The organism is Serratia rhizosphaerae (assembly GCF_009817885.1).
GTDB lineage: Bacteria > Pseudomonadota > Gammaproteobacteria > Enterobacterales > Enterobacteriaceae > Serratia_B > Serratia_B rhizosphaerae.
Window position 1 is genome coordinate 839495 of the sequence record NZ_CP041764.1, and the last position, 21969, is coordinate 861463.

General features: G+C 58.7%; 20 protein-coding genes. 1 reads left to right on the top strand and 19 read right to left on the bottom strand.

The window, feature by feature from the left end; all coding sequences use genetic code 11:
- Positions 1-575 precede the first annotated feature (575 nt).
- The 8 genes from sucD to sdhC all read right to left on the bottom strand — a co-directional run bounded on the left by sucD (position 576) and on the right by sdhC (position 10303).
- The gene (gene sucD / locus FO014_RS03970; RefSeq protein WP_105230159.1) at positions 576-1448 is read right to left on the bottom strand and encodes a succinate--CoA ligase subunit alpha; all 873 of its coding nucleotides are present in this window, start codon (positions 1446-1448) and stop codon (positions 576-578) included.
- Entirely contained in the window at positions 1448-2614 is a 1167-nt protein-coding gene (gene sucC, locus FO014_RS03975; protein ID WP_105230158.1) for an ADP-forming succinate--CoA ligase subunit beta, read from the bottom strand. The genes sucD and sucC overlap by 1 nt, the downstream gene beginning before the upstream one ends.
- Before the next feature lie 119 nt (positions 2615-2733).
- A complete protein-coding gene (gene odhB, locus FO014_RS03980; protein WP_160027917.1) occupies positions 2734-3948 on the bottom strand; it encodes a 2-oxoglutarate dehydrogenase complex dihydrolipoyllysine-residue succinyltransferase in 1215 nt (404 codons plus the stop codon).
- 18 nt (positions 3949-3966) lie between these two features.
- Complete coding sequence (gene sucA, locus FO014_RS03985; RefSeq protein WP_105230156.1) at positions 3967-6774, bottom strand: 2-oxoglutarate dehydrogenase E1 component; 2808 nt, start codon at positions 6772-6774, stop codon at positions 3967-3969.
- A gap of 294 nt (positions 6775-7068) precedes the next feature.
- Complete coding sequence (locus FO014_RS03990; RefSeq protein WP_160027919.1) at positions 7069-7785, bottom strand: succinate dehydrogenase iron-sulfur subunit; 717 nt, start codon at positions 7783-7785, stop codon at positions 7069-7071.
- 17 nt (positions 7786-7802) lie between these two features.
- Positions 7803-9569, bottom strand: a complete 1767-nt coding sequence (gene sdhA / locus FO014_RS03995) for a succinate dehydrogenase flavoprotein subunit (RefSeq protein ID WP_105230154.1) — start codon at positions 9567-9569, stop codon at positions 7803-7805.
- 3 nt (positions 9570-9572) lie between these two features.
- On the bottom strand, positions 9573-9920 hold the full coding sequence (sdhD, locus tag FO014_RS04000) for a succinate dehydrogenase membrane anchor subunit (protein WP_105230153.1): 348 nt from the start codon (positions 9918-9920) through the stop codon (positions 9573-9575).
- Positions 9914-10303, bottom strand: coding sequence for a succinate dehydrogenase cytochrome b556 subunit (sdhC, locus tag FO014_RS04005; RefSeq protein WP_015671352.1), 390 nt, complete (start codon positions 10301-10303; stop codon positions 9914-9916). The genes sdhD and sdhC overlap by 7 nt, the downstream gene beginning before the upstream one ends.
- A gap of 693 nt (positions 10304-10996) precedes the next feature.
- Here sdhC and FO014_RS04010 point away from each other — a divergent pair.
- The gene (locus FO014_RS04010; protein ID WP_105230152.1) at positions 10997-12283 is read left to right on the top strand and encodes a citrate synthase; all 1287 of its coding nucleotides are present in this window, start codon (positions 10997-10999) and stop codon (positions 12281-12283) included.
- Between the two features lie 67 nt (positions 12284-12350).
- Here the strand turns inward: FO014_RS04010 and nei are convergent, their stop codons facing one another.
- From nei to FO014_RS04065, 11 genes are all read right to left on the bottom strand, one after another.
- On the bottom strand, positions 12351-13142 hold the full coding sequence (gene nei / locus FO014_RS04015) for an endonuclease VIII (RefSeq protein ID WP_160027921.1): 792 nt from the start codon (positions 13140-13142) through the stop codon (positions 12351-12353).
- A 62-nt stretch (positions 13143-13204) separates the two neighbouring features.
- Positions 13205-13852 carry a pyroglutamyl-peptidase I gene (pcp, locus tag FO014_RS04020; RefSeq protein WP_160027923.1) on the bottom strand — a complete coding sequence of 216 codons (648 nt, stop codon included), beginning with the start codon at positions 13850-13852 and terminating at the stop codon, positions 13205-13207.
- An 8-nt stretch (positions 13853-13860) separates the two neighbouring features.
- The gene (locus FO014_RS04025; RefSeq protein ID WP_160027925.1) at positions 13861-14868 is read right to left on the bottom strand and encodes a DUF979 domain-containing protein; all 1008 of its coding nucleotides are present in this window, start codon (positions 14866-14868) and stop codon (positions 13861-13863) included.
- Positions 14865-15596 (bottom strand): DUF969 domain-containing protein, encoded by a 732-nt coding sequence (locus FO014_RS04030; RefSeq protein WP_105230149.1) that lies wholly within the window; start codon positions 15594-15596, stop codon positions 14865-14867. Before FO014_RS04030 ends, FO014_RS04025 begins: the two co-directional genes overlap by 4 nt.
- A 92-nt stretch (positions 15597-15688) precedes the next feature.
- Positions 15689-16426 (bottom strand): 5-oxoprolinase subunit PxpA, encoded by a 738-nt coding sequence (gene pxpA / locus FO014_RS04035; RefSeq protein WP_160027927.1) that lies wholly within the window; start codon positions 16424-16426, stop codon positions 15689-15691.
- Entirely contained in the window at positions 16416-17348 is a 933-nt protein-coding gene (gene pxpC / locus FO014_RS04040) for a 5-oxoprolinase subunit PxpC (protein ID WP_160027929.1), read from the bottom strand. Before pxpC ends, pxpA begins: the two co-directional genes overlap by 11 nt.
- A complete protein-coding gene (gene pxpB / locus FO014_RS04045; RefSeq protein WP_201282932.1) occupies positions 17342-17998 on the bottom strand; it encodes a 5-oxoprolinase subunit PxpB in 657 nt (218 codons plus the stop codon). The genes pxpC and pxpB overlap by 7 nt, the downstream gene beginning before the upstream one ends.
- Positions 17999-18258: 260 nt before the next feature.
- Positions 18259-19002 carry a type 2 GTP cyclohydrolase I gene (locus FO014_RS04050; protein ID WP_105233228.1) on the bottom strand — a complete coding sequence of 248 codons (744 nt, stop codon included), beginning with the start codon at positions 19000-19002 and terminating at the stop codon, positions 18259-18261.
- 66 nt (positions 19003-19068) lie between these two features.
- On the bottom strand, positions 19069-20049 hold the full coding sequence (locus FO014_RS04055) for an MBL fold metallo-hydrolase (protein WP_160027933.1): 981 nt from the start codon (positions 20047-20049) through the stop codon (positions 19069-19071).
- A gap of 23 nt (positions 20050-20072) precedes the next feature.
- Complete coding sequence (phrB, locus tag FO014_RS04060; protein WP_160027935.1) at positions 20073-21506, bottom strand: deoxyribodipyrimidine photo-lyase; 1434 nt, start codon at positions 21504-21506, stop codon at positions 20073-20075.
- 188 nt (positions 21507-21694) lie between these two features.
- Complete coding sequence (locus tag FO014_RS04065; protein WP_160027936.1) at positions 21695-21901, bottom strand: YbfA family protein; 207 nt, start codon at positions 21899-21901, stop codon at positions 21695-21697.
- Positions 21902-21969: the final 68 nt, after the last annotated feature.

Below are 21969 nucleotides of genomic sequence, written 5' to 3' on the forward strand. Positions count from 1 at the left end.
TAAAAAACAACAATTTCGATCCCAGGGTTCCGCTTTCAACCGCATGCTGAAAACCGACAATGGGGAACAAATACAACAAGATCAACGATTCATAATGACAGTATGATGATACTCGCCCAAACCCACACAATAAATAGGATTTTACGTGACGCGGGTTGGAATTTTGGCTACAGGTCAAAAGCTAGCCAAAATGAGTATGCAGCTTTAATTTGATCTGGAACAATTTAAGCCTATCTGAACTTTATTTCCAGATTCATCACACGATTTCGCATATTTTTCTTGGGGGTATGTTACGCAATGGTTTAATTGTTTTTTATTGATATTTTTGTGTTAAATAAATGTAACCCACAAAGAGGCTTATTGTATTTTTAGCTATTATATTGCGATTTATATTAACCTTTTATTTCCATTAAAAGTGTAGCAGTGAGTTTCGTTATCCATTGCGCTTTAGTTAATTAATCATAGACTAAATTGAGACATTGATCGCAGATTCGGCGGTTTTTACCCGTCGAGCAATAAAAAAGGCCGCCTAAAAGGCGGCCAAACATGTCGAGATAGTAGAATACGGTGGCAGATTAGCGCTTCAGAACCGCTTTCACTGCATCGCCGATATCCGCCAGGCTGCGTACGGTTTTCACACCGGCAGCTTCCAGCGCGGCAAATTTCTCATCCGCAGTGCCTTTACCACCGGCGATGATCGCACCGGCATGGCCCATGCGCTTGCCTTTCGGCGCGGTAACGCCGGCAATGTAGCCCACAACAGGCTTGGTCACATGATCCTTGATATACGCGGCCGCTTCTTCTTCCGCGCTGCCGCCGATCTCGCCGATCATCACAATCGCTTCAGTCTGCGGATCTTCCTGGAACATTTTCAGGATGTCGATAAAGTTGGAGCCCGGAATCGGGTCGCCGCCAATACCCACGCAGGTAGACTGGCCCAGACCGGCATCGGTAGTCTGTTTTACCGCTTCATAGGTCAGGGTGCCGGAGCGGGAAACGATACCCACTTTACCTGGCAGGTGAATATGGCCCGGCATGATGCCGATTTTGCATTCGCCTGGGGTGATCACGCCCGGGCAGTTTGGCCCGATCATGCGCACGCCGGCTTCGTCCAGCTTCACTTTCACCGTCAGCATATCCAGCGTCGGGATACCTTCGGTGATGGTGATGATCAGCTTGATGCCTGCATCAATGGCTTCCAGGATAGAATCTTTACAGAACGGCGCCGGTACGTAGATAACGGACGCGGTCGCGCCGGTGGCTTCTACCGCTTCACGCACGGTGTTGAAGACCGGCAGGCCCAGATGCTGAGTACCGCCCTTGCCCGGAGTTACGCCGCCGACCATTTTGGTACCGTAAGCGATAGCCTGCTCGGAGTGGAAGGTCCCCTGGCTACCGGTGAAGCCCTGGCAGATTACTTTGGTGTTTTTATCGATTAAAATGGACATTATTTACCCTCCACTGCCGCAACAACTTGCTGAGCCGCATCAGTCAGGCTGGTCGCAGCAATGATATTCAGACCGCTGTCCGCCAGTTTCTTGGCGCCCAGTTCGGCATTGTTACCTTCCAGACGCACCACCACCGGGACATTAACGCCCACTTCGGCCACTGCGCCAATGATACCGTCGGCGATCAGGTCGCAACGCACGATACCACCGAAAATGTTCACCAGAACCGCTTTCACCTTGTCGTCGGACAGGATGATTTTAAACGCTTCGGTCACGCGCTCTTTGGTTGCGCCGCCGCCCACGTCCAGGAAGTTGGCCGGTTCGCCGCCGTGCAGTTTCACGATGTCCATGGTGCCCATCGCCAGACCTGCGCCGTTAACCATGCAGCCGATGTTGCCATCCAGCGCCACGTAGTTCAGTTCCCACTGCGCCGCACGTGATTCACGCTCATCTTCCTGAGACAGGTCGCGCATTTCACGCAGTTCCGGCTGACGGAACAGTGCGTTGCCGTCCGCGCCCAGTTTGCCGTCCAGGCACACCAGGTCGCCCTGCTTGGTGATCACCAGCGGGTTGATCTCAACCATCGCCAGGTCACGCTCCAGGAACAGGGTCGCCAGACCCATGAAGATTTTGGCGAACTGGCTGACCTGTTTGCCGGTCAGGCCCAGTTTGAACGCCAACTCACGGCCCTGGTAAGGCTGCGGGCCCGCCAGCGGATCGATAGTGGTTTTGTGGATCAGTTCCGGGGTCTCTTCCGCCACTTTCTCGATTTCCACGCCGCCTTCGGTAGACGCCATGAATACGATGCGACGGGTTCCGCGGTCAACCACCGCGCCCAGATACAGCTCTTTGTCGATATCGGTAGCAGCTTCAACCAGGATCTGGTGAACCGGCTGGCCCAGCGCGTCAGTCTGGTAGGTCACCAGACGCTTGCCCAGCCAGGCTTCAGCGAAAGCACGGATATCTTCTTTGCTGTTTACCACTTTAACGCCGCCGGCTTTGCCGCGGCCGCCAGCATGAACCTGACATTTAACTACCCACGGACCGGCACCGATTTTGGATGCGGCTTCTTCTGCTTCACGCGGTGTAGTACAGGCATAACCGGTTGGTGCCGGCATACCATACCGAGCAAACAACTGTTTTGCCTGATATTCGTGTAAATTCATGATGTTCTATCCATTCAAGTCTGAAGTTTTAGCCGGGTCACGGACGCAAAGGCGAGCATGACGGAACGGCCACATAGCACAGAGTGTGGGCGCGGCGTACCGCGCCCAGGCAAGGGTTACTACACGTCCAGCAGCAGACGAGCCGGATCTTCCAGCATTTCTTTCACCGTCACCAGGTAACCCACGGACTCTTTGCCGTCGATCAGGCGGTGGTCATAAGAAAGTGCCAGATACATCATTGGCTGAATCACAACCTGGCCATTGACCGCCATCGGACGATCCTTGATGGCGTGCATGCCCAGGATGGCGCTCTGCGGTGGGTTGATGATCGGCGTAGACATCAGAGAACCGAAGACGCCGCCGTTGGTGATGGTGAAGTTACCGCCGGTCAGTTCTTCCACTTTCAATTTGCCGTCACGGCCTTTGACCGCCAGCTCTTTGATTTTTTTCTCGATCTCAGCCATCGACATGGTGTCTACGTCGCGCAGAACCGGGGTCACCAGGCCGCGAGGCGTGGATACCGCGATGCTGACGTCGAAGTAGTTGTGGTAAACCACATCATCGCCGTCGATAGACGCGTTCACTTCCGGGTAACGCTTCAGCGCTTCTACCACTGCCTTGATGTAGAAGGACATGAAGCCCAGACGCACGCCGTGACGTTTTTCGAACGCTTCACCGTACTGCTTACGCAGATCCATAATCGGCTGCATGTTGATTTCGTTGAAGGTCGTCAACATGGCGGTGCTGTTTTTCGCTTCCAGCAGACGCTCGGCTACGCGCTTGCGCAGGCGAGTCATCGGCACGCGCTTCTCAGAACGGGCGCTCAGCGCCGGCTGAGGCGCGGCTTCTGGGGCTGGAGCCGATTTCTTGCCGCCGTTCGCCAGGTGAGCTTCCACGTCTTCACGCGTGATACGGCCGCCGACGCCGCTGCCTTTGATGGCGCTGGCGTCCAGGTCGTGCTCGGCAATCAGACGGCGAATCGCCGGGCTGAGAGCATCATTGCTTTCTTCTGCCGCAGCGGCTGGAGCAGCCTGCGCTGCCGGAGCGGCTTCCGCCGCTTTAGCCGGTTCTGCTGCCGGTTTGTCGCCGCTGGCGCCCGGACGGATACGGCCCAGGATCTGGCGAGAAAGCACGGTGGCGCCTTCTTCTTCCACGATGGCGTCAAGCACGCCCGCTTCACTGGCCGGCACTTCCAGCACCACCTTATCGGTTTCGATTTCCACCAGAACTTCGTCACGCTCGACGCTGTCGCCCGGTTTTTTATGCCAGGTCGCTACCGTCGCATCAGCAACCGATTCAGGAAGGTCAGGAACCAGAATATCTACGCTACTCATTAGCTTTCCCTTAAATTTTTAATCAATATTCAGCGCATCATTAACCAGAGCCTGCTGCTGCTTCTGGTGTACGGACATATAACCCACTGCCGGAGAAGCAGAGGCCGGACGTCCGGCGTAACGTAAAGAGGCTCCGAACGGAATCACTTCACGGAAATTGTGTTGGCTGCAGTACCAGGCGCCCTGGTTCAGCGGCTCTTCCTGACACCAGACGAAGTCATGGACGTGCGAATACTGCTCCAGTACCGCCTGCACCGCCTGGTGCGGGAACGGATACAGCTGTTCGATACGGACAATGGCGACGTCTTTCTGGCCATTTTTGCGACGCTGTTCCAGCAGGTCGTAGTACACCTTGCCGGAGCACAACACCACGCGTTTCACCGCCTTCGGATCCAGCTCGTCGATTTCGCCGATCGCCGGCAGGAAGGTGCCGTTCGCCAGTTCATCCAGCGAAGAGATCGCCAACGGATGACGCAGCAGGGATTTCGGCGACATCACCACCAACGGACGGCGCATACCGCGCAGCGCCTGACGACGCAGCATATGATAAACCTGAGCCGGCGTGGACGGGATGCAGACCTGCATATTCTGTTCTGCGCACAGCTGCAGATAACGCTCCAGACGCGCGGAGGAGTGCTCCGGCCCCTGGCCTTCATAGCCGTGCGGCAGCAGCATCACCAGGCCGCACATACGGCCCCATTTCTGCTCGCCGGAGCTGATGAACTGGTCAATCACCACCTGAGCGCCGTTGGCGAAGTCGCCGAACTGCGCTTCCCAGATGGTCAGAGTGCGTGGTTCTGCCGTAGCGTAACCGTATTCGAACGCCAGCACCGCCTCTTCAGACAGCACGGAGTCCCAGACTTTGAACTCGCCCTGGCCGGCGTGCACGTTAGACAGCGGCACATAAGAAGAGCCGTCTTTCTGGTTGTGCACCACCGCGTGACGGTGGAAGAAGGTGCCGCGGCCGGCATCTTCGCCCGACAGACGAATTGGGATGCCTTCATCGACCATCGTCGCGTAGGCCAGCGTTTCCGCCGCGCCCCAGTCAAACGGCTTGTTGCCCGCCGCCATTTCGGCGCGATCGGCGTAGATTTTCGCCACGCGCGACTGCATCTCTACCGATTCCGGCGCGCTGCTGATGCGTTTTGCCAGATCCTGCAGACGCTTGGTTTCCACCTTGCTCGGGTATTCTTCGTCCCACTCGTGGTTCAGATACGGCGACCAGGTGAAGGAGTGCAGATTCATCGGACGCCACTCTTCCACCACGCACTCGCCGCGGTCCAGCGCATCGCGATACAGATTGACCATTTCCGTGGCATCTTCCAGCGTCGCGACTTTCTGTTCGGTCAGCACGTCGGCATAGATTTTACGCGGCGTCGGGTGTTTCTTGATCTTCTGATACATCAGCGGCTGGGTTGCGCTCGGCTCATCGGCCTCGTTGTGCCCATGACGACGATAGCAAACCAGATCGATCATGACGTCGCGTTTAAAGGTGTTACGGAAATCCAACGCCAGACGGGTAACAAACGCCACCGCTTCCGGATCGTCAGCATTAACGTGGAAAATCGGCGACTGCACCATCTTGGCGATATCGGTACAGTACTGGGTGGAGCGCGCATCCTGCGGATTGGAGGTGGTGAAACCAATCTGGTTGTTGATGACGATACGCACCGTGCCGCCCACTTCATAGCCGCGCGCCTGGGACATGTTCAGGGTTTCCTGCACCACGCCCTGGCCGGTAATCGCGGCGTCGCCGTGAATGGTGATCGGCAGCACCATGTTGCTGCGCGCTTCATCCAGGCGGTCGCGACGGGCGCGTACTGACCCCATGACCACCGGGCTGACGATCTCCAGGTGCGACGGGTTAAACGCCAGCGCCAGGTGAACCATGCCGCCTTCGGTTTCCACGTCGGACGAGAAGCCCTGGTGATATTTCACGTCACCGGTGCCGAGGTGTTCTTTATGCTTGCCGGCGAACTCGTCGAACAGGTCGGCCGGTTTTTTACCCAGCACGTTGATCAGCACGTTCAGACGGCCGCGGTGAGCCATGCCCAGCACCACTTCGCGCGTGCCGTTCTTGCCGGCGTGACGCACCATCTCTTTCAGCATCGGCACCAGCGCGTCCCCGCCTTCGAGGGAGAAGCGCTTCGCCCCCGGGAACTTGGCGCCCAGGTAGCGTTCCAGGCCTTCCGCAGCGGTCAGCTCGTTCAGGAAACGGCGTTTCTCATCGCTGCTGAAATTGGCATGGCCAACCACCGATTCGATACGCTGCTGGATCCAGCGTTTTTCTTCGGTATTGGTGATATGCATGTATTCCGCGCCGATAGAGCCGCAGTAAGTCTGCTTCAGCGCTTCATACAGATCCGCCAGCTTCATGGTGTCTTTGCCGATGGCGAAAGAACCCACGTTGAAGGTTTCCTGGAAGTCGGCTTCGGTCAGGTTGTGGTAAGCAGGATCGAGGTCAGGGACTGCGTCCTGTTTCCACAGGCCAAGCGGGTCAAGGTTGGCATGCTGATGTCCGCGAAAGCGGAAGGCGTTGATCAGCTGCAGGACCTTCACCTGTTTGGCATCGGTGTCCGGATCGTTGATGCTGCCGTTGTAACGCGCAGAATCTTTCGCCAGACGGCGGAAGTATTCACGAGTTTGGGAGTGAAGTTGATCGGGTTTGACACCCGCGGTTGGGAGCTGTTGGAAAATGGAACGCCAGCTATCTTCGACAGAGCCCGGATCGGTTAGGTAGTCTTCATAGAGCTGCTCTATGTAAGACTGGTTCGCGCCCGCCAGATAGGAGGAATCCAGCCAGGCCTTCATTGCGCCGTTCTGCATTATGATCCCTTAAGCTTTAAAGCTTCAGTTTTCGCCGTGGTTAACATAATTACCGTGATTAAAACGGTTTGCCGTAAAACGGTTCACTCGACGTATCTTCCCTCGTTACGGCGCAAGCGCCGGCACTCGGGGATTGTTTACGTTCTGTTTGGACCTTGCGGTCCCTTACAAGGAACCTCTAAAAACCGGCGGGAGGAACCTGACTGCATGTTGCCGCAGTCACGGGTCAGTTTTTAGAGGCTTCCTGCCAATATTGCGCCGGGCCAACGGCTCCGGCGCGATATCACTTGCCTGTTATGCGCTGCGTTGCAGCAGCATCGACTTGATATGCCCGATTGCGCGGGTCGGGTTCAAGCCTTTAGGACATACACTGACACAATTCATGATGCTATGGCAGCGGAAAACACTGAAAGCGTCGTCCAAATCGTCTAAACGTTCTGCCGTTTCGGTATCGCGGCTGTCGATCAGGAAACGATATGCCGCCAGCAGGCCGGCAGGGCCGATGAATTTGTCCGGGTTCCACCAGAACGACGGGCAAGAGGTCGAACAGCAGGCGCACAGAATGCACTCATACAGGCCGTCCAGCTTGGCGCGCTCGTCCGGCGACTGCAGGTGCTCGCGCGCCGGCGGATTTTTGCCGTCGTTAAGCAGATAAGGCCGGATTTTTTCATACTGGGTATAGAACTGGCTCATATCCACCACCAGGTCGCGCACCACCGGCAGACCCGGCAGCGGACGAATAACGATTTTGCCGCTGCCCTTGCGCAGCGACGAAATCGGGGTGATGCAGGCCAGGCCGTTTTTGCCGTTCATGTTCAGGCCGTCGGAACCGCACACGCCCTCACGGCATGAGCGGCGGAACGACAGCGTCGGATCCTTCTCTTTCAGTTGGATCAACGCATCCAGCAACATCATATCGCGACCTTCTTCCGCCTCAAGCGTGTAGTCCTGCATGTGCGGAGCGTCGTCGACATCCGGGTTATAGCGATATATTGAGAATTCGAGTTTCATCCATCGATCTCCGCGAATTAGTAAGAACGCACTTTTGGCGGGAATGCCGGGCGCAGTTTCGGTTGCATGTTCACTTCACGACGCGCCATGCTTTCCGATTGCGGCAGATACAGCGAATGGCACAGCCAGTTGGCGTCATCACGTTCCGGGTAGTCGAAGCGGCTGTGTGCGCCACGGCTCTCGGTACGGAAGTTGGCCGACACGGCGGTGGAATACGCGGTCTCCATCAGGTTGTCCAATTCCAGGCATTCGATGCGCTGGGTGTTGAACTCGCGGGAGGTATCGTCCAGGCGTGCGTTCTTCAGACGTTCACGAATGACTTTCAGTTCTTCCAGACCCTTCGCCATCGCATCACCTTCACGGAACACCGAGAAGTTGTGTTGCATACAGGCCTGCAGCGCCTTGCGGATCTCTACCGGATCTTCGCCGGAACGGGTGTTGTTCCAGCGGTTCAGGCGATCCAGTGACGCTTCCACGTCGGATTCGCTGGCGTCGCGGCTTGCGCCCTGCTCTTCCAGAGACTCCTGCAGATGCATGCCGGCGGAACGGCCGAACACCACCAGGTCAAGCAGCGAGTTGCCGCCCAGACGGTTGGCGCCGTGCACCGATACGCAGGCGATTTCGCCAACGGCAAACAGGCCGGGAATGACGACGTCTTCGCCTTTCTCGTTGACGGTCAGCGCCTGGCCGCTCACTTTGGTCGGGATGCCGCCCATCATATAGTGGCAGGTCGGGATAACCGGAATAGGCTCTTTCACCGGGTCGACGTGCGCAAAGGTGCGCGACAGCTCCAGGATGCCCGGCAGGCGGGATTCCAGCACGTCTTTGCCCAGGTGGTCCAGCTTCAGCTTGGCGTGCGGGCCCCACGGACCGTCGCAGCCGCGGCCTTCGCGGATTTCAATCATGATCGAGCGCGCAACCACGTCGCGGCCCGCCAGATCTTTGGCGTTCGGCGCATAACGCTCCATAAAGCGCTCGCCGTGTTTATTCAGCAGGTAACCGCCTTCGCCGCGGCAGCCTTCGGTCACCAGAACCCCGGCGCCGGCGATGCCGGTCGGGTGGAACTGCCACATTTCCATATCCTGCACCGGTACGCCGGCGCGAATCGCCATGCCGACGCCGTCGCCGGTATTGATGTGGGCGTTGGTGGTGGACTGGTAAATACGGCCTGCGCCGCCGGTGGCCAGAATGGTCGCCTTGGCTTTGAAATACACCACTTCACCGGTTTCGATGCAGATGGCGGTGGTGCCGACCACGGCGCCGTCCTGGTTTTTCACCAGATCCAGCGCGTACCACTCGGAGAAGATAGTGGTATGGTTTCTCAGGTTCTGCTGATACAGGGTGTGCAGCAGGGCGTGGCCGGTACGGTCAGCCGCCGCCGCGGTGCGCGCCGCCTGCTCGCCGCCGAACTCTTTCGACTGGCCGCCGAACGGGCGCTGATAAATACGGCCGTCGTCCAGACGGGAGAACGGCAGGCCCATGTGTTCCAGCTCCAGAATCGCTTCCGGGCCGGTTTTACACATGTATTCAATAGCGTCCTGGTCGCCGATATAGTCGGAGCCCTTGACGGTATCGTACATATGCCATTCCCAGTTATCTTCGTGGCTGTTGCCCAGCGCGACGGTGATGCCGCCCTGTGCGGACACGGTATGGGAACGGGTCGGGAAGACTTTGGACAGCAGGGCACAGGTTGAGCCCGACTGGGAAATTTGCAGCGCCGCGCGCATACCTGCGCCACCAGCACCGATAACAACTGCATCAAACTCTCTGACTGGCAGTTTCATTTTTTACGCACCCCACACTACGATTGTTCCGTACAGTAAATAGACCAGCAACACGACGACCACCGCCAGTTGCAGCACCAGGCGTAACGCCAACGGCTTGATATAATCCGTCAGCACCTGCCACAGACCGATCCAGGCATGCGCCAGAATCGACAGCAAGGTCAACACGGTGAAGACTTTCGTAATAGAGGTGGCGAAGAAACCACGCCAGATTTCATAGGTGATGTCCGGAGCCGTGACGACAAAGCCCAGGATATAGAGGACATACAGGGTGATGACGATAGCGGAAGCACGCAGTAACAACCAGTCGTGTACGCCGCTGCGCCCTAATGCGGAAGCATTGTTTACCATACGAGGACTCCAGCCAGAATTGACAGCACAACGGTCAGAACGAATGCCACCTGGGCAGAACGCTGACCAGCCGCTAAACTCTCTTCGATATAGCCAAAATCCATTAACAAGTGACGAACGCCACCGCAAATGTGATAGGCCAGCGCAGTGAGGATTCCCCAAAATATGAACTTGACGAAGAAGCTATTCATGATGGCGGCGGCCTGCAGGAATCCCTCTTGGGAAGAGAGAGACGTGCCCAGCAGCCAGAGGAGAATACCCACGGCAACGAAGGTAATTACGCCAGAGACTCGGTGTAAGATGGACGCTATCGCAGTTACGGGAAACCGGATCGTTTGCAGATCCAGGTTGACAGGTCTTTGTTTTTTCACGGTTTTGCCCACACAGCTCTTATTATTTTCCTTCCTCCGGGCCTGGGTGGGGATCAGACAGCGTTAAGAGCCAAAACCCTTACACGTCACGCGCTCAAACATCGACATCCTCTGTGCTTAAACGGCGCATTGTTATAACGCTGGGTGCTCCTACTTCAGGGTAATCCGGAGACCTGGCGGCAGTATAGGAGGATCACATTCTGATTACAATTCCCATACAATCCCTTTGGGGACATTTCCCCCGAACAGTGATTTAGATCACGATTTTCACATTTAGTACAAAATTAATTATCTGATTTGACAAGAGATCAACATTTCCATTACATATAGGGGCACAAAAGGTCCTATGATGCGCTATAGGTCGCCGGATACACTTCCCCCCACGTAGAAGTTATGCAACAGTGTATTCGGTTAAAAAACCCCGAACACGTCGTAGGTAATGATCAACAGAAAATAACGAATTCAATAAATCGTTAACAACCGGCCACCCGTCTCGTTCGCCTGGTCAGCCCAGCAATTTCTGTTTCGCCGCCTATTATGCCGCAAAACGAAAGCGCCGGGGTCACCGCTCTGTACCCTAACCGCATTATTGCGCAGTTGCTCACAGAGTTTATGTCCGCATACCATTTTTGCGGGCAACGTGCGGAGAATTAAGGTATTTCGGTTGTTAGTGATTATTAAAATAAGGCGCTAAGGAGACAGTAAATGACTGATAAGAAAGCGACGCTAACCGTACCAAACGGTGACGCTCCCATTGAGCTCGGCGTACTAAGCCCAACCCTGGGCCCTGATGTCCTTGATGTTCGCACCCTCGGTTCCAAAGGTTATTTCACATTCGATCCCGGCTTCACCTCCACGGCTTCCTGCGAATCCAAAATCACGTTTATCGATGGCGACAAAGGCGTGCTGCTGCACCGCGGCTTCCCTATCGAGCAGCTGGCGAAAGAATCCTCTTATCTGGAAGTGTGTTACATCCTGCTGTACGGCGAAACGCCGACGCCGGAAGAGTTTGAAACCTTCAAAACCACCGTTACCCGCCACACCATGATCCACGACCAGATCACCCATCTGTTCCGTGGCTTCCGTCGCGACTCACACCCGATGGCGGTGCTGTGCGGCGTGACCGGCGCGCTGGCGGCCTTCTACCACGATGCGCTGGACGTCAACAACGAGCGTCACCGTGAAATCACCGCCTACCGTCTGCTGTCCAAAATGCCGACCGTGGCGGCGATGTGTTACAAATACTCCCTGGGCCAGCCGTTCGTTTACCCGCGCAACGACCTGTCCTATGCCGGCAACTTCCTGCATATGATGTTTGCCACGCCGTGTGAAGAGTACGTGGTGAACCCGGTGCTGGAACGCGCGATGGATCGCATCCTGATCCTGCACGCCGACCACGAGCAGAACGCCTCCACCTCCACCGTGCGTACCGCCGGCTCCTCCGGCGCTAACCCGTTCGCCTGCATCGCGGCCGGTATCGCCTCCCTGTGGGGGCCTGCGCACGGCGGCGCCAACGAAGCCGCGCTGAAAATGCTGGAAGAGATCAGCACCGTTGAGCACATTCCGGAATTCATCAAACGCGCCAAGGACAAAAACGACTCCTTCCGCCTGATGGGCTTCGGACACCGCGTGTACAAGAACTACGATCCGCGCGCCACCGTAATGCGTGAAACCTGCCACGAAGTACTGAAAGAGCTGAACAAGAAAGACGATAACCTGCTGCAGGTAGCGATGGAGCTGGAACACATCGCGTTGAACGACCCGTACTTCATCGAGAAGAAACTCTACCCGAACGTCGATTTCTACTCCGGCATCATCCTGAAGGCAATGGGCATTCCGTCTTCCATGTTCACCGTTATCTTCGCCATCGCGCGTACTATCGGCTGGATCGCACACTGGAACGAAATGCACGACGAGGGCATCAAAATCGCCCGTCCGCGTCAGCTGTACACCGGCTACGCCGAGCGTGATTTCAAATCCCAGCTGAAATAATGCCGCTTTACCCTACATAAAGCAGCACGGCGCCGCCCTTTCGGGCGGCGCTTTTTTTTGCGCTGCGCTAACGCTGGCAGACCGGACAGAAATAAAACGGCCGCGACGACAGCATCGTTTTTTCAATCATCGCGCCGCAGCGCGGGCACGGCTCGCCGCTGCGGTGGAACACCTTAAAACTGAACAACGCGCCGTGGTGACGATCGTCATTCACCTGTCCGCGCGTGTGGTAAGAGAGACGCGGAACCGCCAGCAGCGCCTGCGCCAACCGCTGCAGCGCCTCCGGCGTCAAATCCTGCGGCCGGTGCTGCGGCGCCAGCTGCGCCTGCCAGAGAATTTCCGCCCGCAGATAGTTGCCCAGCCCGGCCAGAAAGGCCTGATCCAGCAGCATGCCCCCCAGCTGACGCCGGCGGAACGGCGGCGACAGCAGCCGTTCCGCCACCTGCTGCGCCGTCAGTCGTTCATCCAGCACGTCAGGCCCGATACGTTGTAAAAAGGGATGCTGCTCAATCTCGCCGCGCGGCCCCAGGGTGATGTCCGAGGCGCTGTACAGCAAAATCGCCTGCTGCGCCGTCTCCAGCCGCACGCGTAAATCACGTTTGGTGGCCGGCGTTTCCCCCGCCGCCGCCACTTTCCACACGCCGTACAACTGGTTATGGCTGTACATCGTCAGTCCGTTGGAAAAATGGGTCAGCAACGCCTTGCCGCGCGTCTCAATGGCGGTCACCCGCTCGCCGATCAGCTCGGTCTGATAGTGCTGCAACTGGGGGAAGGCGAACCAGACATCACGCAACGGCTGATTGAGAATCGCCGCCGCCAGCGTGTCCGCCGCCCGACGTATTTCCGGTCCTTCTGGCATACACTGCTCCTTGGTTTACGGTAACGGGCGCCGCTGAGGACGCCCTGATGCTATCACTGCGCTTAGTGCGTGGCGCCGCCCGACACTTTCAGATCGTGCTCCACCTGCAGGGCGACGGAGATCGCCAGCTCCAGCGCAAACAGCACGGTGCCGGCCGCCATGCTCGGCTGGCCCGGATGCGCCGCCGCCTGTTCCGGCAGGTAGGGAATATGAATAAACCCGCCCTTGATCGCCGGCTGGCCGCGCAGCCGGTGCAGCAGGCCGTACATCACGTGATTGCACACATAGGTGCCGGCGGTTTGCGATACCGAGGCCGGAATGCCGGCCTCGCGCATACTGTCGACCACCGCCTTGATCGGCAGCGTGCTGAAATAGGCCGCCGGCCCGTCGGCGACGATCGGTTCATCGATCGGCTGCTGCCCCTGATTATCCGGAATGCGCGCATCATTGATATTGATCGCCACCCGCTCCAGCGAAATATCGCAGCGTCCGCCGGCCTGGCCGACCGCCAACACCATCTGCGGCGCCAGTTCATCAATCGCCGCATTCAGCACATCCAACGCTTCGCCGAATACGCACGGCAGCTGGCGCGCCACCACGCGCACGCCGCCCAGCGCCATATCATTAAGCTGCTTCACCACTTCCCAGGAAGGATTGACATGCTCACCGTCAAACGGCTCGAAACCGGTAATCAATACTGTATGTTGCATGCGTTCTCCTACAGGAACATCAGGAAATAGAGCAGAAATACGTTCACCGTCAGCAACAGGACGCCGGTCGGCACCTGCACCTTAATCACCGCATTTCTGTCCGGCAGCTCCAGCAGCGCCGCCGGTACGATATTAAAGTTGGCCGCCATCGGCGTCATCAGCGTGCCGCAGTAGCCGGAGAACATCCCGATGGCCGCCATCACCGCCGGGTTGCCGCCGTGCTGCAGCACCAGAATCGGAATGCCGACGCCGGCGGTGATAATCGGGAATGCGGCGAACGCGTTGCCCATCACCATGGTCAGCAGCGCCATACCGACCGCGTAGACCGCCACGGCGATAAAACGGTTATCCACCGCCAGGTATTCCTGCGTCAGGTGCGCTATCGCCGTGCCTACCCCGGCGCTGGTAAACAGCAGCCCCAGCATGGCGAGGATCTGCGGCAAAATAAACGCACAGCCGATGGAATCCAGCAGCCGGCGCGCTTCCTGCAGCGGCTGCGCCACGCGTTCATGGGTCATTTTCACCGCAATAACGCCGCCGAGGATCACCCCCGCCGCCATCGAGAACAGCGTAATCAGTGTTGAGTGGTTGCCGGGACCAAACACCGCGCTTTGCAGCGCCGGAATATTGTTGAACAGCAGCACCCCGATCACCGTCACTACCGGGATCGCCAGCGCCGGTACAAACAGCCGGTTGCCGAGGCGTTTGGCGCTCTCTTCGCGCTGCTGCTGCGTGCGCTGATGGTAACTGCCCAGACGCACCCCGCCGAGGCCGGCAATCAGCGCCATCAGCACCACCAGCGCGCCGATGACGATATGCAGCAGTCGCCGGGCTTCTTCGCCGGCGCCGAACAGATCATAGGTCCAGTCGCCGACCATAAACACCAGGCCATACAGTCCCCAGAATAAGCCGGTGGTAAAACGACGCGGGTTGGCGCGGTCGCGCAGCGACATCACGGCGACAATCAGCAGGATAATCCCGGCCAGCCAGTAGAGATATTGCAGTTGGAAGTTCATTGCGCCTCTCCTTTGGCCTGCAGCGCAGCCTGATTAAGCTGCGCCAGCTCGGCACTGAGCCGCTTATCCATGCGATACAGACGGAAGGCGTGGATCAGGAAGGCGAAAATCGCCGTCGGTATGCCCCACAGCGCGATATGCAGCGGTTCGGTCTGAATGCCGCCGGACTCCAGCATAAAGTTATGCATAAAAATAATCGCGCCGAAGGCGACGAAAATATCCTCGCCGAAAAACAGCCCGACATTATCGGTCGCCGCCGACATGGCGCGCAGGCGGTAGCGCACGCGCTCCGGCAGTTCACCATAGCGGTTTTCCGTCGCCCCTTCGGCCATCGGCGCCAGCAGCGGACGCACCATCTGCGGGTGGCCTCCCAGGCTGGTCAGCCCCATCGCCGCGGTAATTTCACGCACAAACAGGTAGACGATCAGCAGACGGCCAGCGGTGGCGCTTTTGATCCTGGCGATCCAGGCCTGCGCCCGCTCTTTCAGCCCGTGGCGCTCCAGCGTGCCGATCACCGCCAGCGGCAGCAGCAGGATCAGCGACAGGTTACGGGTGTTGAGAAACCCTTCGCCCATCCTTTCCAGTATTTCCGTCAGCGGCATCATCGCCGCCAGCCCGGTAGCCAGGCCGGCAACGATCACCACCAGCACCGGATTAAAACGCAGAATAAAACCGACCACGATCACGGCAATGCCGATCAGCGGCCAGTAATTAACAACCTGATCCATTGTGTATTCCCTCTTGCCCAGCACTCCGCCCACAGCCAAAAGGCTGCGGGTCGAAGGCCTGTGTTTGTTGTGTTGTGTTAGTTTTTTTATTGTTATTCTGCGCTGACGCTGATGCCCTGTTCGGCAAAGCTGGCGCGCAGTTTGCGGGCATACTCCAGCGCATGCTCGCCGTCGCCGTGCAGACAGACAGTTTCCGCCTGCACCGCGGCCCATTTGCCGTCAATGCTGCGCACCCGATGATGGCGCACCATTTCCAGCGTTTGTTGCAGCGCCTGCTGTTCGTCTTCAATCAGCGCTCCGTTTTGCCCGCGCGGCACCAGCGTGCCATCGGCCAGATAGCCGCGATCGGCAAACACTTCCTGCCGGGTCGTCAGCCCCAGGCGCTCCCCGGCGCGGATCAGCTCACTGCCCGCCAGCCCCACCAGCCGCAGCGCCGGATCGACATCCTTGACCGCCCGGGCGATCGCGTCCGCCAATGCCGGCTCCACCGCCGCCTGGTTGTACAGCATGCCGTGCGGCTTCACATGCACCATCGCCCCGCCCTCCGTCCGGGCGATCGCGGCCAGCGCCCCCAGCTGATACACCACCTGCGCATAGACGGTTTCCGCCGGCAGTTGCATACGTGTACGGCCAAAGTTTTCCCGGTCAGGAAAGCTGGGATGCGCGCCAATCGCCACGCCATACTGCAGCGCCCAGCGCACCGACTGGCGCATGGTCTGCGCGTCGCCGGCGTGGAAACCGCAGGCGATATTGGCCGAGCTGACCAGCTGCAGCAGCGCCTGGTCGTTAACGCAGCCTTCCCCCAGATCGGCATTTAAATCAACGATCATGTAGCCCCCAGGCAATTTGTTGGATAAACAGATCCTGCTCCTTTTTGGCGCGCTGCGCGTCTTCCAGAGAACAGGGAATAAAGTGCACCGGCTCCCCCAGACGGATCTGCGCCAAATGATAGAGATCGGCTTCGATCACACAGGCAATGCGCGGGTAGCCGCCGGTGGTCTGCGCATCCGCCATCAGGACGATCGGCTGGCCGTTATGCGGCACCTGCACCACGCCCGGCTGCAGGCCGTGCGACAGCATTTCCCGCGTGGTGGCGCGCGTTAACTCCGCGCTGCCCTGCAGGCGGTAGCCCATACGGTTACTCTGCGGGCTCAGCTGCCACGCCGTACGCCAGAACGCCTCCCGTGCTGCCGCGCTGAACTCCTGATACTCCGGCCCCGGCAGCGCACGGATGCGGTTATTAAACAGCAGCTGCTTGACGCCGAACGGCTTGCTCGGCAGGTTCTCGCTCTCCCCCAGCGGCAATTGGTCGCCGTCCTGCAGTTTTCGCCCTGCCAGACCGCCAAAACCGGTTCTCAGATCGGTGCTGCGCGAACCCAGCACCTCCGGCACCGCAATGCCACCGGCGATCGCCAGATAGCTGCGCATGCCGTGTCTGGGCTTATCCAGCACCAGCTGCTGGCCCTTTTTCACCGGATAACGCCAGCCGGTCCACAGCGGTTTGCCGTCCAGCAGCGCGTCGCAGCCGGCGCCGGTCAGCGCGATCCAGCCAGGCTGCGTAAATTCAGCGCTGAACTGCCCCAGCGTAATCTCCAGCCCGGCGCTGTCCGCACGGTTGCCCACCAGCAGGTTGGCGATTTTCAGCGCCGGCGTATCCAGCGCTCCGCCCTGGCTGACGCCCAGGCTGCGGAAGCCGTTTCGCCCCAGATCCTGTACCGTGGTATAGATGCCGGCACGCAATACTTTTAACATACGCCCTCCCGCTGCGGCACAAAACGCACGCTGTCTCCCGGACGCAGCAGCGTCGGCGGCGTGTCCTGCGGATTAAACAGCGCCAGCGGCGTACGGCCGATCAGCTGCCAGCCGCCCGGCGCAGCCTGCGGATAGATGCCCGTCTGGCTGCCGCCGATGCCGACCGAACCGGCGGGCACGCTCAGGCGCGGTTCCGCCCGGCGCGGCGCCGTCAGCTGCTCCGGCATACCGCCGAGATAAGGAAAACCCGGCTGAAAACCGAGGAAATACACCACATACGCCGCTGCGGCGTGGCACTCCACCACCTGCTGCGGCGTCATGCCGGTATGGCGCGCCACCTCATCCAGATCCGGCCCCATCTCCCCGCCGTAAATCACCGGAATCGCCACTTCCCGCGCCTGCGGCACCAGCGTTTCACTGCTCTCCCAACCCTGCCGCAGCAACTCCAGCAGCGCGGCGATATCCGCCTGTGGCGTCTGTAGCAACAGCGTCAGGTTATTCATACCCGGCACCACTTCCTGTACATGTGGGTGATGGGCAAATTTTTCTGCCAACGCCCAGATCCGCTGCTGACTGGGCAGCGTCACCGGCGGTGCCAATTCAAGCACGATCGCCCTTTCACCCAATAGGTAATATTGTGCGCGTTGCACCATTACTCTCCTTATTATTGTTTGCAAAACGTATCAGTTATGCGCGAGCGCAGGCCGGCTGTCAACACAACAACCCCTTTGAAAATAAGGATATATAGCTGTCATACATCAAATTGCAGGTGCGTTGGCGGTGCTCAGTCACCCGAATTACTGACCTGAGTCAGCTCATCGGGATTCCTCCCCTTGCCGTCTTTCTGCAACTCGAATTATTTAAGGTATAGAGAAAAAGAGGGTTCAGCATGCTGAACCCTGGGGGAAAATCAGGCGGGATTCGGGATATCGATAAAGGTCACATCAAGGCCATGGTGTTCGGCCAGCCACTCGCCCAGCGCCTTGACGCCGCCGCGCTCGGTGGCGTGATGCCCGGCGGCGAAAAAGTGAATGCCCATTTCACGTGCGCTATGAATGGTCTGCTCAGACACTTCGCCGCTGATAAAGGCGTCGACGCCAAAACGCGCGGCGCTGTCGATAAAGCCCTGACCGCCGCCGGTGCACCAGGCAACGCGACGGATTTCCGCCGGCGCATTGTCGCCGCAGTGCAGAACCGGACGTCCCAGACGCGCTTCAAGACGCTGCTGCAGCTCTGCGCCGCTGAGCGGCTGTTCAAATTCGCCATGCGGCACCAGCGGCTCAACCTCACCGAGCACGCGGATATCCAGCAGCTGCGCCAGTTGGGCGTTATTGCCCAGCAGCGGATGCGCATCCAGCGGCAGGTGGTAGCCGTACAGATTGATATCATTGCCCAGCAGCGTCTTCAGCCGGTTACGCTTCATACCGCGCACCACCGGCGCCTCGTTCTTCCAGAAATAGCCGTGATGCACCAAAATGGCGTCGGCCTGGTGTTCCACGGCCGCATCCAGCAATGCCTGGCAGGCGGTCACGCCGGTGACGACGCGCTGTACGTTTTCCCGTCCTTCGACCTGTAGGCCATTTGGCGCATAGTCCTGAAACGCGGCGCTGTTAAGTACATTGTTTATCAAGCTTTCCAGATCGAGGTTATGCATACTCATCTCTCTTCAACATAGTGCGTGGGTCCCAACGCCGGCAGTCCCGGACAATGGGGAGCGACGTTAAAACTGTTGGCGATCGCCCTGCGCCATAAAAATAAATTTAACACCCAGATCGTTGGCCTGCTCCAGCTGTTGCTGAATCATCGCACGCCGGTCTTCGCCCTGCTGCAGGCTCGGTTTAATGTGGCTGATAACGATCGGCAGTCCCGCCAGCGAACCGTCGCCACCGCTGTATTTTTGCAGATTTTTCAGCTCTTTCAGCAGCCAGGTCGGGGTGAGATGGCCATAGAGTTTGCTGTCTGACACCTCATTGGGGTAAGAGGTTTCAATAATCATGCCCTTCAGCTTTTTACTGGCGACCAGCGGCCCCAGCGCCCGCCAGACGCTGTCCAGCTGGCGCGACTGTTCCAGCGCGTCCGGCCCGGTATCGCCAAAGTAGGCGAAAGCGCCCGTGCGATCGGCAAGCAGCACCATCGAAGAGTGATAACCCGCGTGGCTGAGCGGATACATCACCCCGCTCAGCCCGGTGGTGCCGAAGGTGAAGCGCTGCTGTTCACGCACCGGCTGCAGCCGGTAGGTGCCAAGCCGCTGGCCGTTGCCGGAGTCGCTGAAGTTCGGCCAGCTCTTCCAGTTGAAATAGTGGTTGCGCAGCGTCAGTACCGTATCATTCGAGGCATACACCGTTTTTTTACCGTCTTCCGGCGACGCGATAACCAGCCCGGCCAGATGGTCAAGATGCGCATGGCTGATAAAATAGGCGCCAATCAGCCGCCGGAAAATATGGCCCTGCGGCGTATACGGCGCCGCCGCTTCCGGCGTCACCTGCGGAAAACTGCCTTTTTCCAGCCCCTTGCCGATGCCGGGCAGCAGCGAGCCGGCGTCCAATGCCACGTACTGCGTCTGACTGTCGCTGCGGATAAGATAAGAGGTCAGGTTGCCATCGCTGACGCCGCCGTCGACGCCCAACGCCACCACATCAAACCCGGCCAGCGCCAGCGCCGAATAGCCGCTCAGACAGACGGCCAGTATTTTCTTCAACATAAGCTTGCTCCTTGCGGTGACCGTTAATCCCCTCCGCGTTTCGCCGCCTCAAACGCCGCCAGCGTCGTCAGCCGCGCCTGGCGGTGGTCGACGATCGGCGGCGGATACGCCAGCGCAATACCCTGCTTTTCCGCCCAACGGTGGGGATGATGAAGTTCATTGTCCGGTACATCCGCCAGTTCGGGCAACCATTTACGGATAAAAGCGCCTTGCGGATCAAAACGTTCGCCCTGCGTCGTCGGATTAAAGATGCGAAAATAAGGCGCCGCGTCGGTACCGGTCGACGCCGCCCACTGCCAGCCGCCGTTATTGGCGGCGAAATCGCCATCCAGCAGCTGGCGCATAAAATAGCGCTCGCCGGCTCGCCAGTCGATCAGCAGATCCTTCACCAAAAAACTGGCCACGATCATCCGTAAACGGTTATGCATCCATCCGGTGTTATTCAGTTGCCGCATGGCCGCATCGACAATCGGGTAGCCGGTGCGCCCCTGCTGCCAGGCCTGTAGCGCCCCGGCGTCCGGATTCCAGCGAACGGCCTCCGTCCAGCCGATAAAGGGGCGATGGCGGCACAGGGCCGGATAAGCCACCAGCAGATGGCGGTAAAATTCACGCCAGACTAACTCATTCAGCCAGGTAAACGCGCCGCCGTCCGGCTGCTCCAGCAGGTCAGGGCAGGTCAGCCGCAGGCGATTGACGCACTGACGCGGCGATAACACGCCTATCGCCAGATACGGCGACAGGCCGCTGGTGGCGTCCAGCGCCGGAAAGTCGCGCTGCTGCCGGTAGTCCTGCACCTGCTCGAGGCAAAAAGTGCGCAGCCGGCGCAAGGCGTGTTCCTCACCCGGCGGGAATGCCGCCGCATCCCATGCGGCATCAGGATCAACAAACGGAACCGGCGGCGCCGGCGGCGAAATCGCACCGCTCGCACGCACCGCTGGCGCCGGCAGGGAGCGTACATCGGCGCTGTACAGACGCTGCAAAAACGCCTTACGAAACGGCGTATAGACCTGATACATCTCGCCTTTGCCGGTCTGCACGCTGCCCGGCGGCAGCAACAGCGCGTCATCAAACGCGTGACAGGTCAGCGTATCCGCCAGCGCGGTTTCAACCTGCCGGTCACGCCGCCGCTCATTCAGTTCATACTGCCGGTTGTAAAACAGCGCATCGACGCCGGTGGTGCGGCAATAGTCCGTAAGCCAGCGCACCGAGTCGGCAAAATCATCGCACTGATGCACCACCAGCGGAATACCGCGCTGCGCCAGCTGCGACTGTAGCGGCAGCAGGTTGGCGTAAATAAAGGCCGCCTGCCGCGGCGCCATCTCGTGCTGCCGCCACTGTTGCGGCGTGGCGATAAACAGCGCCACCACCTGCGCCTGCGGATCGCTGCAGGCGGCGTGCAATGCCTTGTTGTCCGTGATGCGCAAATCATTGCGCAGCCAGACCAAATGGGTGGTCATAACCATCCTTTTATCAATACCATCAATTACGCGCGACGCCGGACGGCATAACAACCGAACGAGCGGTTACCGCTGCGTTAAACAATACTAAAAGTATAGAAGAATTCGGCGGTTAAGACGATGACGCCTGCCGGCTGCGGACATAAAAAAACCTCGCCAAGGCGAGGGTTGCAGGGGAAAAGCGCGGCTTAGTAAAAATCGCCGGACGCCAGCTCCGCCTGTTGCAGCCAGACCGGCTTATCGCTGGTTTTTGACCAGACGCGGTGCAGATAGCTGTAAAAACGCGCGCGATCGGAGCGGAACAGCATCACCGGCAGGGCCAGCACGCCGGCCAGGATCACTGCGCCACGGCGCAGGAGAATCCGATGCAATGAATAAGCTTGATAAGTAGACATGCGAACCTCCTTAAAACACGCCGGCTGCATAGCGTCAGGCACAGCGACGACGTAAAAACAGATAAACG